Below are 12,901 nucleotides of genomic sequence, written 5' to 3'. Positions count from 1 at the left end.
TTGACTGAAACAATTAAATGTATTGGTTGCGGTGTAGAAATTCAAACAGAAAATAAAAATGAAGTAGGATACGCTCCTGTATCATCTTTAGAAAAAGAACAAGTAATTTGCCAACGTTGTTTTCGTTTGAAACATTATAACGAAATTCAAGATGTATCTTTAACAGATGATGATTTCCTTCGTATTTTGAACGGAATTGGACAATCAGACGCACTAGTGGTTAAAATCGTAGATATTTTCGATTTCAATGGTAGCTGGTTACCGGGCTTACATCGTTTTGTAGGGAACAATAAAGTATTACTTGTAGGGAATAAGGCTGACTTAATTCCAAAGTCAGTTAAGCATGATAAAGTAAAACATTGGATGCGCTATAGTGCAAAGCAACTTGGTTTAAAACCAGAAGATGTCTTTTTAATTAGTGCAGCTAAAGGACAAGGAATCGCTGAACTTGCTGATGCAATTGAGCATTACCGCGAAGGTAAAGATGTTTATGTTGTTGGATGTACGAATGTTGGTAAATCAACATTTATTAATCGTATGATTAAAGAGTTTAGTGATGAGACTGAGAATGTAATTACAACATCACATTTCCCAGGAACAACGCTTGATTTAATTGATATCCCATTAGACGAAACGTCATCTTTATACGATACACCAGGTATTATTAATCATCATCAAATGGCGCATTATGTTGGGAAACAAAGCTTAAAGCTTATTACACCGACTACAGAAGTTAAGCCAATGGTATTCCAATTAAATGAAGAACAAACATTATTCTTTGGTGGATTAGCACGATTTGATTATGTAAGTGGGGGCCGTCGTGCATTCACTTGTCATTTCTCAAACCGTTTAACAATCCATCGTACAAAGCTTGAAAAGGCTGATGAATTGTACGAAAAACACGCTGGAGAATTATTGAATCCACCGACACCAGAAGAATTAGAAAATATGCCTAAGTTTGTGAAATATGAATTTAATATTCGTGAGCCGAAAACGGATGTTGTATTCTCTGGATTGGGCTGGGTTACTGTAAATGAATCAGGAGCGAAAATTGTTGCTCATGTACCAAAAGGAGTAAGTGTTTCATTACGTAAATCTTTAATTTAATATGGAGAGGGATTTATGAAACAATTATATGGTGTAATCGGAAATCCAATTGGACATTCATTATCACCCGTTATGCATAACGATGCATTTGAACACTTGAATATGGATGCCCATTATCATGCGTTTCTTGTAGAAGAAGAAGCGCTAGGGGAAGCAGTAAAAGGTTTGAAAGCATTAGGTATTTCAGGATTTAATGTAACGACTCCGCACAAAGTTGCAATTATGGAGTACTTGGATGAGATTGCCCCGTTAGCAAGGCAAATCGGTGCGGTAAATACAGTAGTTCATCGAGATGGAAAATTGATTGGGTATAATACAGATGGAATTGGTTTTGTTCGTGCCCTGCAGTCAATTAGTGAAGATCCACTTCAAGAGAAACGTATTTTATTAATCGGTGCAGGTGGTGCTAGCCGAGCTATTTACTTCTCGCTTGCCGATGTAGGTGTGAAACAAATTGATATTGCTAATCGTACGAGAGATAAGGCGAAAAACCTTATCTCTGGGTGCATGGCAAATGTTAATTCGCATGCTCTATCGTTAGAATGTGCAGCAGAAAATCAAGGGGAATATGATATTATCATCCAAACAACAACGATAGGTATGCATCCACATGTTGAGTATACGCCGCTGGAAATTCGTTCATTGAAACAAGGAACGATTGTTTCTGATATTATTTATAATCCATTTGAGACGAAAATTTTAGGCGATGCGAAAGAACAAGGTGCAATAATTCAAAATGGAATCGATATGTTCGTTTATCAAGGTGCACTTGCATTTGAAATGTGGACAGGGTGTGTGCCGAATATTGATAGAATGAAACAATTAGTAATGAGAGAGCTTGGAGGCTAATTATATGTTAACAGGAAAACAAAAAAGATTTTTACGTGCAAAGGCACATCATTTAACACCGATTTTTCAAGTTGGAAAAGGTGGCGTGAATGAAAATATGGTGAAACAAATTGGAGAAGCATTAGAAGTTCGTGAACTATTTAAAGTGAGCGTATTACAAAACTGTGAATTTGATCGTAGTGAAGTTGCAGAAGAGCTTGCACAAGGTGCACGAGCTGAAATCGTTCAAGTAATCGGAAGCACAATTGTTTTATACAAAGAATCAAGAGAAAATAAGCAGATTAAGCTTCCACGATAAATTGAAACTTTAATTTGCGTTTTTTAGCCTTCACCAATTAGGCTTTTGTGTGCAGTTAATTTCCCATCTAACCTAGTTATTGTCAGTGACTTTTGAGGTGTTGGCAAATAGCAGGATAAAAATCACGTATATTATTTCCATAATTGACGCTTGATAGATAGAGAGTGAAATTAATTGAACTTTTATTAACAGTGGGCTCTCTTCGAATTTGTATGGGGAGAGTTGCTGTATGTAAAAGGAAGGGGCGTTTCTTTTGAGAAAAATTGGCATTATTGGTGGCACGTTTGATCCACCTCATAATGGACATTTGTTAATTGCAAATGAAGTGTATCATGCTTTAGGGTTGGAAGAGGTATGGTTTTTGCCGAATCAAATTCCACCGCACAAGCAAGGACGTAACATTACGAGTGTGAAAAGTCGATTAAACATGCTGCAAATAGCGATTGAGGAAGAAGCATACTTTTCAATTTGTTTAGAAGAGCTAGACAGAGAAGGCCCATCTTATACGTACGATACTATGGTACAATTAACGGAGAAGTATCCGGATGTGCAGTTTCACTTTATTATTGGCGGAGACATGGTTGAGTATTTGCCGAAGTGGTATAACATTGAAAAGTTACTTAAGCTTGTGACTTTCGTTGGAGTTGCAAGACCAGGTTATACATTACATACGCCTTATGATATCGTAAAAGTGGAAATTCCGGAGTTTGCAGTTTCTTCTTCTCTGTTACGTGAGAGATATATGACGAAGAAAACGTGCAAATATTTACTCCCCGAAAAAGTACAGGTATATATCGAGAGGAATGGGTTGTATGAATCGTGAGGAAGCACTTAGTATTGTCAAACAACAAATGCATGAAAAACGTTATATACACACGGTTGGTGTAATGGAAACAGCGATTGAACTTGCCCGATTATATGGTGTAGATGAGAAAAAGGCAGAGACGGCTGCTATATTTCACGATTATGCAAAATGTAGAGCGATTCCAGAAATGGAAGAGATTATTAAGAGAGAAGCTTTGCCAAAGGATCTACTGCACTATAACAAAGAGTTATGGCATGCACCTGTTGGGGCATACTTAGTAGAAAAAGAAGTAGGCATTACTGATCCTGAAATTCTACAAGCTATTACATATCATACAAGTGGTCATGAAAAAATGACAATGTTAGATAAAGTTATTTATGTAGCAGATTACATTGAACCAGGACGTAAGTTTCCTGGTGTGGAAGAAGCGAGGAAACTCGCATATAAAGATATAAATCAAGCTTTACTGTTTGCTTTAAAGCGAACAATTCAATTTTTAATGGAAAAAGATCAAACGATTTATCCATTAACATTCCAAACATACAATGAAGTTATCAAGGAGGAAATTAATAAATGAAAGATAAAGAGTTATTAGTATTAGCGGCAAAAGCAGCTGATGATAAGAGAGCAGAAGATATGGTTGTACTAAATATGCAAGGTATTTCACCGATTGCAGACTATTTTATTATTTGTCACGGAAATTCAGACAAGCAAGTACAAGCAATTGCACGTGAAATTAAAGCGAAGGCACATGAGTTCGAAATTAACGTACAACGTATGGAAGGCTTTGATGAAGCACGTTGGGTTTTAGTAGACCTTGGTGATGTGGTTGCTCATGTATTCCATAAAGATGAGCGTAATCACTATAATTTAGAGCGTCTATGGGGCGATGTGCCGCGTGAAGATATTGCAGATGAGCTAGATCAATGAAATACGAACAATTTGCTTTGCTGTATGACGAACTGATGAATGATGTCCCTTATGATAAATGGGTGGAATTCACAGAGGAAAGTTTACAACAGGCATCTATGAAAGAGGCAAGAATCCTTGACGTAGCATGTGGAACTGGTAACGTAACACTTCCGCTTGTGCGAAAAGGTTATGACTTAATTGGTGTAGATCTTTCGGAAGAAATGTTAACTGTCGCGCAGCAAAAATTGGGGGGAGAAGGCTATTTTATTCCTTTTTACCAACAAGACATGAGAGAGCTAGATGTTCCTGGTGAATTTGATTGTGTGACAATCTTTTGTGACTCATTAAATTACGTATTGCAAGAAGATGGAGTGCAAGAAACATTTAGAAGAGTTTTCCACCATTTACGTCAGGATGGCTTGTTTTTATTCGATGTACACTCTTTATATAAAATACATCACGTATTTCAAAATGAAACATATACAGTGAACGGCGAAGAAATATCACTTATTTGGAACTGCTTCCCTGGAGAAGAATCAGATAGTGTGGAACATGATTTGACATTCTTTGTACAAGATTCAGAAGAAGATGTGTATCATCGTTTTGACGAATGTCACGTGCAACGTGCGTATTCGGTTGAAGTGTTAACAAAATGGCTTGAAGAAGCTGGGTTTACAGTGCTTCGCGTCACAGGTGACTTTGAACGAATTGAAGTGACAGAACAAACAGAGCGCATCTTTTTTATGGCGAAGAAGAATGGATAAAAGAAAAGCAACCGATAAGGTTGCTTTTGTTTTATAGAAAAGATGTAGTTTTAGTTCTAGAAAAATAAAAAGATGATATGTGTAAAGTGTAAAAATGCTAGTTTTAGTGAAAATGTAGCATGAAAAAGATAAGTATTAATAAAAAGGGTTTGGGATTACGATGGCGTATTTATTATGTGTGTTTATTGAATTGCTGCTCAACGCATTTTAAATCTTCATCAAATTTCTCATGTGTCCGTTCGATTAATTTATGAAACATATCCCCAACGTGCTCTTCTAAAATACGAATACCTTCTCCTGTAACACCGCCTTTAACGCATACCTTTTCTTGTAAAGTAGGTAATGTGAAAATTTCTTTTTCGAGTAATTTCCCCATTCCAATGACCATTTCACTTACTAAAGTAGTGGCTTCTTCATGTGTAATATTTGTTTTATCTACAGCAGCATTAATGAAACATTGTAATAAATAACTAAAAAAAGCAGGGCCGCAGCTTGCTATATCAGATGAAACGCGCGTTATATCTTCTTCTATAACAAGGGGAGTAGAAATGTTTTTGAATAGACGAAGTAGTTTTTGTTGCCATTCTAGAGAGCAGCTATTTCCAAATGTAAATAGTGATGCGCCGGATAAGGCGCGGTTTGTGATGCTTGGAATGATACGAGCGACGTGGCAAGGTATAAGTGTTTCTAATTGTGATGGAGATATGGGGCTTGTGATAGAAACTAAGCAATCTTCGTCTGAAAAATGGTCAGCGTATTTTTGTAGAATAGGGTATATGTCTATCGGTTTTACGCAAATGAAAATAAGCTGGGATTGTTCGATTACCTCTTGGATTGTTTTGGCTATATGAACAGAAGGGTATTTTTCTTTTATATGATATGCTTTGGCAGGCGTCCGATTAATAATAGTAAGGCACGAAGGTTTGACAGCACGGGTTTCTAAAAATGCATCGATTAGTATATTCCCCATGTTCCCTGTCCCTATAATTCCTATGTTCAATGTTTCATCCCTCCTTCGTAACTGCTTTCTCCTAAACAATATGAATGATGTTATAAATTTATGATTAGAGGTGTAAAATGATGTGGGATTTTCCGAAAAAATGGTTGGGATTAGTGGTTATTATTGGCACTTTGATTTTTCTTTTTTTCTGGAAAACGAATCAGCAAACAGAGCGATCGCTCATTACAACGGAAGTTCAAGTAAAAGATGTGGAGAAAAAAAGTAAACCGAAAGTATTGGATACAAAGGAGCAGAAAAAAATAATTATAATTGATGTGAAAGGGGCGGTTTTTAAAGAGGGTGTGTATGAAATGAAGGAAGGGGACCGGGTGAAGGAGGCGGTTGAAAAAGCTGGTGGTTTGTTGCCGGATGCAGATGTGAAGAAAGTGAATTTGGCGCAAATGGTCCAAGACCAAATGCTTCTGTATGTTCCTAACAAGAATGAGCCAGTGCAAGAAGGGGCTACTTTTTCAAAAAGCGAGGGTAAAGTGCAAATAAATACAGCTTCTAAAGAGCAACTTGAAAAAATAACAGGCATTGGTTCTCGGAAAGCGGAAAGTATTTTGAAATACCGAGAAGAACATGGTCCGTTTCAGAAAATAGAAGATTTATTAGAAATTGATGGGATTGGTGCGAAGTCTTTAGAGAAAATAAAAGATCAAATTATTATTCCATAAAAGATTGACGAAGTTTTTCTTTTTTCGCTACACTACAAGTAGACAAAAAAGAAGGTGAAAAATATGGAACGAATTTCATGGGATCAATATTTTATGACGCAAAGCCATCTACTATCTTTACGTAGTACATGTACAAGGCTTGCGGTAGGAGCGACAATCGTTCGTGATAAACGAATTATTGCTGGTGGATATAACGGTTCAATTAAAGGTGGTGTGCATTGTATAGACGATGGTTGCTATGTCATTGATAATCATTGCGTTCGTACAATTCATGCTGAAATGAATGCTTTATTACAATGTGCGAAATTTGGTGCAAAAACAGAGGAAGCGGAAATTTATGTCACACATTTTCCTTGTTTGCAGTGCTGTAAGGCGATTATTCAAAGTGGTGTTACAGCGGTTTATTATGCACAGGACTATAAAAATCATCCGTATGCCGTAGAGTTATTTGAACAAGCGAGTGTAACAGTAAAGCACGTTCCGCTAGAATACGATATTACATCGCTAGAGGAACAAGAGCGTCATTTACAGCTAAAGGAATTATTCGCAGCTTTAGAAAAAGATAATTTATCAATGGAAGAATTACAGCGTGTATTCACTAAAGCAAAAATGATGCTATAAGGAGTGAGTATGAGTTGAATGGGCAATGGGGCTATGTTGCAATCTCGTTTATAATTGGGATTGCAATTACCTTTTCCGCATCGCATTTGTTGGCTGCTTGTTGTTTCGTTTGTTATGTTTTATTTTGTTTATATCGTACTTCGCGTAAAACCTTCATATTTTGTATAATAGCGTGTTTTAGTGGCGTTATGTACACTACGTATGTTCAGAGTCTAAATAAGCCGCTAGGGGATTCCTATGAAGTTACACGAGGGGTCGTGCAAAATACACCTCTAATTAATGGGGATCGTCTCTCTTTTCAAATTGAAGATCAGAATAAAAACTTAGTGCAGTTAAATTATAAAATAAAATCTGCTTCGGAAAAGAAGCAGTTGCAACAATTACATGCAGGTATATCGTGTACATTTAAAGGGGAGGTGAAAGAACCACAAACTGCCCGGAATTTTCATGTTTTTGATTATCGTAATTATTTATATCAGCAAAAAATACATTTTATATTTGATGTGACATACATTTCTGAATGTCAAAAAACATCGTTGTCACTCGTGCAATGGATTTTCCTTCTCAGGCAACAAACAATCTCGAAAGTTACAGAAATGTTCCCGGAACAATCAGGTGCATTTATGAACGCATTATTATTTGGAGATCGACAACAAATGACGTTTGAAGTAGAAGAGCAATATCAACAATTTGGTCTTATACATTTGTTAGCAATTTCAGGATCGCATATCGTATTATTAATGATTATAATGTATTTTGTTTTGCTAAGAAGTGGTGTGACGAAAGAGATAGCAACAGTATGTCTTATAGTTTGCATTCCTCTGTATATGATCATGGCTGGGGCGTCGCCATCTGTTGTGAGGGCTTCTGTAACAGGAGTTTTATTATTGGTAGCTTTCATATGCTCTGTTCGCTTATCTAGTCTAGACGCCTTAAGTATAACGGCTATATGTATGCTTATATACGATCCGTATCTTATTTTCAACATTGGATTTCAATTCTCATTTGTAGGTAGTTTTTCTTTACTACTATCTGCGCCGATATTATTAGGGCGTAGTAATGGGATAGTTCGAAATTCTATTTACATTTCTATAATTTCACAGCTCGCTAGTACCCCCATCTTGTTATATCATTTTGGTTATTTTTCTCCTTATAGCATTTTCCTCAATCTTATATATGTTCCTTTTCTATCCATTATTGTATTGCCGTGTAGCATCATTATTCTTATATGTATGCCGGTTATTCCATTTTTCGCAAAAGGAATTGCATATGTACTTTCACTATGTTTAACCATTTCTAATGATTTTCTAAGTTACTGTGAAAGTTTCCCTTTCATCCGACTTACTTTTGGTCAAACTCCTTTATTTCTTGTGGCTATATATTGTTTTAGTATCGTTAGTATATTTGTGATTTGGGAAAGGGTAATAACGAAAAAAATTTTGTGCATAGTTGTGGGTGTGTTTCTTTTTATTAGTACTTGTCATTATGTATATCCATATTTTCGCGAAAGTGGGAGTGTTACATTTCTTGATGTTGGACAGGGAGATGCGATATTAATTCGTCTTCCGTACGATAAAGAGGTTTATCTTATTGATACAGGAGGAGCCCTTCCTGTCAAGAAGGAAGCGTGGCGACAGAAAAAGCATGAATTTTCTGTTGGGCATGATATTCTTGTTCCTTTTTTACAAAAAGAAGGTATAAAAACGATTGATAAATTAATTGTAACGCACGGAGATGCGGATCATATAGGTGCTGCGCTGGATTTGCTGTCATCTATTATTGTAAAAGAAGTTGTATTTGGGAGAAAGGAACAAGATACTGTATTGGAAAAAGTGGTGAAGAAAAAGGCGTTAGAAAAGAGCATGAAGATAAGTGTAGTAGGAGAAGGGGAAGGTTGGAGGGTAAATGAAGCGGAATTTTTCGTATTAGCTCCAAAGGGGAAAGAAAAGGGAGAAAATGACTCTTCGATTGTACTATGGGCCAGACTAGGGGGACTAACATGGCTATTTACGGGTGATCTAGAAGAAGAAGGAGAAAAGTTTATAGTATCAACATATCCTGATTTGCGGGCTAATATTTTAAAAGTTGCCCACCATGGGAGTAAAACATCGTCTACAGATCCATTTTTAAGCCTTGTACAGCCTGCTGTAGCGATTATTTCTGTGGGGGAGCGTAATAGGTATGGGCACCCGCATAAGGAAGTTATAGAGCGTTTTAAGAAGATGGGTATTGATATATGGCGTACGGATAAGCAAGGTGCTATTTCCTATGTTTTTAATGGAGAAAAAGGAACCTTTCAAAGTAAAATCACATATGATGAAACACATAGAAGATGAAAAAAAGAAGACTGCCGTTAAGCAGCAGCCTTTAAGAACCGATGAATTTAATAACAGTTGCAATAATGAAAAGTGTTGCGAAAAAACCAAATGAGACGATAAATCCTACCCCTGAATCAATAGCGTCATTGCGTTTACTTTGAACGTTTTGTTCAAAATCATTCATTTAGAATCCCTCCCCAACATTCCATTTTAGTATAAAATATTGTCAGAAAAAAATCTACAATTTCCATATGAAGTGAAATAGAGTATTTGTATACTTTTTCTAGTTAGTTAAGTAGCGTGAATTTTTCGTTTCCAATCATGTTAACAGTTGGCACTTATACTAAGATTATTATTGTAAATAATAAAGGGAAGGTGATTACCGCACACCAATAAGAAATCCGGGGCTTATTGCGTGGCGTTTTATATAAATAAAGGGGCGGGTTATAAAGACCGTCCCTTTGTACTTGTAAAACAAAAGCTAGGGCAGTAGTATAAATATATATTGCCAAGTTAGGGAGTAGGAAAAAATATGAGTGATATACATAAGAAGATTAAAAAGAAACAGTTCGCTCCGTTGTATGTACTGTATGGAACGGAAGCCTATTTTATAAATGAAACGATAAAGCTTATTACAACGGAAGCGCTTGAAGAGGAAGATCGAGAGTTTAATGTTGTGACATACGATTTGGAAGAAGCGTATTTAGAAGATGTAGTTGAGGATGCGCATACGCTTCCTTTTTTTGGAGAGCGTAAAGTTATATTAATAAAATCACCACTATTTTTAACGGCACAAAAAGAAAAGTTAGAACAAAATATAAAAATTTTAGAAGAATATATTGGGGAGCCATCTCCTTTTTCTATTCTTGTTTTTGTTGCGCCTTATGAAAAATTAGACGAACGAAAAAAAATTACAAAACTATTAAAGAAAACAGCGGATGTAATAGAAGCAAATGCGATGCAAGTGCAGGATGTTCAGAAGTGGATTGTTTCTCGTGCGGATGAGGTGCATGTGCATATTGATAATGCAGCTGTTAGTTTATTGTTAGAGCTTGTGGGAAGTAATGTAACAATGTTGGCGAAGGAAATGGACAAGTTAACGTTATACGTCGGTATGGGCGGAGAAATTACGCCAAAACTTGTCACGGAACTTGTGCCGAAATCTGTTGAGCAAAACGTGTTTGCTTTAACAGAAAAAGTGGTGAAAAAAGATATCGCTGGTGCGATGCAAATTTTAGACGGATTATTTACACAGCAGGAAGAACCGATTAAACTGCTCGCTTTATTAGTAAGTCAGTTCCGTTTGCTACATCAAGTGAAAGAGTTGCAACAGCGTGGTTACGGACAAAATCAAATCGCGTCCCATATTGGTGTACATCCGTACCGGGTAAAGTTGGCGATGAATCAAACGAAGTTTTTCTCTTTTGAAGAATTAAAAAAAGTTATTATAGAATTGGCGGAAGCTGATTATAGTATGAAGACTGGAAAGATGGATAAGAAACTTGTGCTTGAGTTTTTCTTAATGCGGTTAAATCATATGTAGTGACACAAAAAAGTTCACGTACTTAGTACGTGAACTTTTTTGTGTATATAAAAAACGATCCGAATGGATCGTTTTTTAAACGCCTTACGCGTTTACTTGTTTCGCTAAGCGAGATTTTTGACGAGCTGCAGCGTTTTGGTGGATAAGACCTTTACGAGCTGCTTTGTCAAGTTTTTTAGAAGCAGTTTTGAAAGCTTCTTTAGCATTTTCAAGATCGTTATTAGTAACTAAAGTTTCTACAGTTTTAACAGCAGTACGCATGTCAGACTTGATAGAAGCGTTATGTGAACGACGCTCTTCGCTAAGTTTAGCGCGTTTGATAGCAGATTTGATGTTTGCCATACTTTTCACCTCCCTGGTGCAATCGAATGACTCGATTCTTACATAGAACAAGTGATATTTTATCAAACGGTGAAGAGAATTGCAATAGTATATCAATGAAATTTCACGTAAAGGAAAGAATGACCTAATATAACTTGGGGAAATCTAACGATATTTACTATGAATTACGGAGGAGATACGATGAAAGAACCATTAGATTTAAGTAAATATAGTGTTAGAACTGACCTTGCTGTAGAGGCGCACCAAATGCTACAAGAGCGCCAAGAAGAACAAAAAGGGATACAGGGAGTTATTGTAAAAGAGAGGGAAGAAGAGGGAGTTACAATTACAAAAGTAACTATTGATGAAATTGCATCTGAGTCGATGGGGAAAAAACCTGGAAGTTATTTAACTCTTGAGGTGCAAGGTATACGACAACAAGATACGGAACTTCAGCAAAAGGTAGAGCGTATTTTTGCAAAAGAATTCTCTTATTTCTTAGAAGAGGTTGGAGTTTCAAAAGAAGCGAGTTGTTTAATCGTAGGTCTTGGGAATTGGAATGTAACGCCGGATGCACTCGGACCGATAGTCGTAGAGAACGTATTGGTGACGAGACATTTGTTTAAATTGCAGCCTGAAAGTGTGGAAGAGGGGTTTAGACCTGTTAGTGCCATTCGTCCAGGGGTAATGGGAATTACAGGGATTGAAACGAGCGATGTCATTTACGGAATTATTGAGAAGACAAAACCAGACTTTGTCATCGCAATTGATGCATTAGCTGCGCGTTCTATTGAACGAGTAAATAGTACGATACAAATTTCTGATACAGGAATTCATCCAGGATCTGGTGTTGGGAATAAGCGTAAGGAACTAAGTAAAGAAACATTAGGTATTCCTGTTATCGCAATTGGTGTGCCAACTGTGGTAGATGCTGTTTCGATTACGAGTGATACAATTGATTTTATTTTGAAACATTTTGGCCGGGAACTGAAAGAAGGAAACAAACCGTCACGCTCTTTATTGCCAGCAGGTTTTACATTTGGAGAAAAGAAAAAATTAACAGAAGAAGATATGCCAGATGAAAAGAGCCGAAATATGTTTTTAGGAGCTATTGGTACGTTAGAAGAAGAAGAAAAGAGAAAGTTAATTTATGAAGTATTATCTCCTCTTGGTCATAATTTAATGGTAACTCCAAAAGAAGTAGATGCGTTTATTGAGGATATGGCAAATGTAATAGCCAGCGGTTTAAATGCAGCGCTGCATCATCAGATTGATCAGGATAATACAGGGGCATATACACATTGATGGAAAGAGGCAGAAATAGCTTGAGTCAATTTACGCTGTTATGTATATGCGGTACAGTCTTATGTTTGCTTATGATGATAGCTGGAGTGGGACTCGCTAATCATGGTCTAAAAAGTATGAAGGGATATCGTCAGCTGTCATATGAACAAATTGCTCATATGACAGGAACAGAAGGCGCTGGGGCTGAATCGGAAATTTCGGGAGAGACGTTTTCGGCTATTGAAAAACAAAAACAGTTAGAAAGCTTAAGAAGTTTTAATGTTGTAGAAGGTATCGGTATGGCGATAGCAAGTGTTGCTCGTGATATGACAAAGTTTGGAACGGATATAGTTGTTGGGGCAATAAAAGGAATTTTTAGTTAAGGGTAGCGGGAAGGATGGT

General features: G+C 36.7%; 16 protein-coding genes. 13 read left to right on the top strand and 3 right to left on the bottom strand.

What is annotated here, in order from left to right; genetic code table 11:
- From yqeH to MKY70_RS22615, 7 genes are all read left to right on the top strand, one after another.
- Window positions 1-1,107 (top strand): ribosome biogenesis GTPase YqeH, encoded by a 1,107-nt coding sequence (gene yqeH / locus MKY70_RS22645; RefSeq protein ID WP_002015224.1) that lies wholly within the window; start codon window positions 1-3, stop codon window positions 1,105-1,107.
- A 15-nt stretch (window positions 1,108-1,122) separates the two neighbouring features.
- On the top strand, window positions 1,123-1,956 hold the full coding sequence (aroE, locus tag MKY70_RS22640; RefSeq protein WP_088034225.1) for a shikimate dehydrogenase: 834 nt from the start codon (window positions 1,123-1,125) through the stop codon (window positions 1,954-1,956).
- A 4-nt stretch (window positions 1,957-1,960) separates the two neighbouring features.
- Window positions 1,961-2,254 (top strand): ribosome assembly RNA-binding protein YhbY, encoded by a 294-nt coding sequence (yhbY, locus tag MKY70_RS22635; RefSeq protein WP_002015220.1) that lies wholly within the window; start codon window positions 1,961-1,963, stop codon window positions 2,252-2,254.
- Window positions 2,255-2,507: 253 nt separating this feature from the next.
- Complete coding sequence (locus tag MKY70_RS22630; RefSeq protein ID WP_002067321.1) at window positions 2,508-3,077, top strand: nicotinate-nucleotide adenylyltransferase; 570 nt, start codon at window positions 2,508-2,510, stop codon at window positions 3,075-3,077.
- Window positions 3,067-3,636, top strand: coding sequence for a bis(5'-nucleosyl)-tetraphosphatase (symmetrical) YqeK (gene yqeK / locus MKY70_RS22625; RefSeq protein ID WP_002143180.1), 570 nt, complete (start codon window positions 3,067-3,069; stop codon window positions 3,634-3,636). The genes MKY70_RS22630 and yqeK overlap by 11 nt, the downstream gene beginning before the upstream one ends.
- Window positions 3,633-3,989 carry a ribosome silencing factor gene (gene rsfS / locus MKY70_RS22620; RefSeq protein ID WP_000653209.1) on the top strand — a complete coding sequence of 119 codons (357 nt, stop codon included), beginning with the start codon at window positions 3,633-3,635 and terminating at the stop codon, window positions 3,987-3,989. Before yqeK ends, rsfS begins: the two co-directional genes overlap by 4 nt.
- Complete coding sequence (locus tag MKY70_RS22615) at window positions 3,986-4,735, top strand: class I SAM-dependent DNA methyltransferase (protein ID WP_002088700.1); 750 nt, start codon at window positions 3,986-3,988, stop codon at window positions 4,733-4,735. Before rsfS ends, MKY70_RS22615 begins: the two co-directional genes overlap by 4 nt.
- A gap of 172 nt (window positions 4,736-4,907) precedes the next feature.
- Here the strand turns inward: MKY70_RS22615 and comER are convergent, their stop codons facing one another.
- Window positions 4,908-5,735: a late competence protein ComER gene (gene comER / locus MKY70_RS22610; RefSeq protein ID WP_088034226.1), complete on the bottom strand. Its 828-nt coding sequence runs from the start codon at window positions 5,733-5,735 to the stop codon at window positions 4,908-4,910.
- Between the two features lie 77 nt (window positions 5,736-5,812).
- On the opposite strand from comER, the gene MKY70_RS22605 reads away from it, so the two are divergent.
- From MKY70_RS22605 to MKY70_RS22595, 3 genes are all read left to right on the top strand, one after another.
- On the top strand, window positions 5,813-6,412 hold the full coding sequence (locus MKY70_RS22605; protein WP_002034076.1) for a helix-hairpin-helix domain-containing protein: 600 nt from the start codon (window positions 5,813-5,815) through the stop codon (window positions 6,410-6,412).
- Window positions 6,413-6,475: 63 nt separating this feature from the next.
- Window positions 6,476-7,033, top strand: a complete 558-nt coding sequence (locus MKY70_RS22600) for a ComE operon protein 2 (RefSeq protein ID WP_002088698.1) — start codon at window positions 6,476-6,478, stop codon at window positions 7,031-7,033.
- A gap of 14 nt (window positions 7,034-7,047) precedes the next feature.
- Window positions 7,048-9,369 carry a DNA internalization-related competence protein ComEC/Rec2 gene (locus tag MKY70_RS22595; RefSeq protein WP_341025730.1) on the top strand — a complete coding sequence of 774 codons (2,322 nt, stop codon included), beginning with the start codon at window positions 7,048-7,050 and terminating at the stop codon, window positions 9,367-9,369.
- 31 nt (window positions 9,370-9,400) lie between these two features.
- Here the strand turns inward: MKY70_RS22595 and MKY70_RS22590 are convergent, their stop codons facing one another.
- On the bottom strand, window positions 9,401-9,535 hold the full coding sequence (locus MKY70_RS22590) for a YqzM family protein (RefSeq protein ID WP_000997609.1): 135 nt from the start codon (window positions 9,533-9,535) through the stop codon (window positions 9,401-9,403).
- A gap of 348 nt (window positions 9,536-9,883) precedes the next feature.
- Between MKY70_RS22590 and holA the strand changes: the two genes are divergently transcribed.
- Window positions 9,884-10,894: a DNA polymerase III subunit delta gene (gene holA, locus MKY70_RS22585; protein WP_002034073.1), complete on the top strand. Its 1,011-nt coding sequence runs from the start codon at window positions 9,884-9,886 to the stop codon at window positions 10,892-10,894.
- An 84-nt stretch (window positions 10,895-10,978) separates the two neighbouring features.
- Here the strand turns inward: holA and rpsT are convergent, their stop codons facing one another.
- Window positions 10,979-11,236 (bottom strand): 30S ribosomal protein S20, encoded by a 258-nt coding sequence (gene rpsT / locus MKY70_RS22580; protein ID WP_002088694.1) that lies wholly within the window; start codon window positions 11,234-11,236, stop codon window positions 10,979-10,981.
- A 180-nt stretch (window positions 11,237-11,416) separates the two neighbouring features.
- On the opposite strand from rpsT, the gene gpr reads away from it, so the two are divergent.
- Window positions 11,417-12,520 carry a GPR endopeptidase gene (gene gpr / locus MKY70_RS22575; RefSeq protein ID WP_002088693.1) on the top strand — a complete coding sequence of 368 codons (1,104 nt, stop codon included), beginning with the start codon at window positions 11,417-11,419 and terminating at the stop codon, window positions 12,518-12,520.
- The gene (locus MKY70_RS22570) at window positions 12,520-12,882 is read left to right on the top strand and encodes a DUF3679 domain-containing protein (RefSeq protein ID WP_063607626.1); all 363 of its coding nucleotides are present in this window, start codon (window positions 12,520-12,522) and stop codon (window positions 12,880-12,882) included. Before gpr ends, MKY70_RS22570 begins: the two co-directional genes overlap by 1 nt.
- The last annotated feature ends 19 nt before the right edge of the window (window positions 12,883-12,901 follow it).

The organism is Bacillus sp. FSL R9-9492, assembly GCF_038007365.1.
Taxonomy (GTDB): domain Bacteria; phylum Bacillota; class Bacilli; order Bacillales; family Bacillaceae_G; genus Bacillus_A; species Bacillus_A mycoides.
This window is presented reverse-complemented; position numbering and strand designations above follow the sequence as displayed.

Excerpts from the sequence above, each read along its gene's own strand:
- MKY70_RS22570 (WP_063607626.1), top strand. The coding sequence starts at position 12,520 with ATGGAAAGAGGCAGAAATAGCTTGAGTCAATTTACGCTGTTATGTATA.
- MKY70_RS22615 (WP_002088700.1), top strand. The coding sequence starts at position 3,986 with ATGAAATACGAACAATTTGCTTTGCTGTATGACGAACTGATGAATGAT.
- MKY70_RS22590 (WP_000997609.1), bottom strand. The coding sequence starts at position 9,535 with ATGAATGATTTTGAACAAAACGTTCAAAGTAAACGCAATGACGCTATT.
- holA (WP_002034073.1), top strand. The coding sequence starts at position 9,884 with ATGAGTGATATACATAAGAAGATTAAAAAGAAACAGTTCGCTCCGTTG.
- aroE (WP_088034225.1), top strand. The coding sequence starts at position 1,123 with ATGAAACAATTATATGGTGTAATCGGAAATCCAATTGGACATTCATTA.
- yhbY (WP_002015220.1), top strand. The coding sequence starts at position 1,961 with ATGTTAACAGGAAAACAAAAAAGATTTTTACGTGCAAAGGCACATCAT.
- MKY70_RS22605 (WP_002034076.1), top strand. The coding sequence starts at position 5,813 with ATGATGTGGGATTTTCCGAAAAAATGGTTGGGATTAGTGGTTATTATT.
- gpr (WP_002088693.1), top strand. The coding sequence starts at position 11,417 with ATGAAAGAACCATTAGATTTAAGTAAATATAGTGTTAGAACTGACCTT.
- yqeK (WP_002143180.1), top strand. The coding sequence starts at position 3,067 with ATGAATCGTGAGGAAGCACTTAGTATTGTCAAACAACAAATGCATGAA.
- MKY70_RS22600 (WP_002088698.1), top strand. The coding sequence starts at position 6,476 with ATGGAACGAATTTCATGGGATCAATATTTTATGACGCAAAGCCATCTA.
- rsfS (WP_000653209.1), top strand. The coding sequence starts at position 3,633 with ATGAAAGATAAAGAGTTATTAGTATTAGCGGCAAAAGCAGCTGATGAT.
- rpsT (WP_002088694.1), bottom strand. The coding sequence starts at position 11,236 with ATGGCAAACATCAAATCTGCTATCAAACGCGCTAAACTTAGCGAAGAG.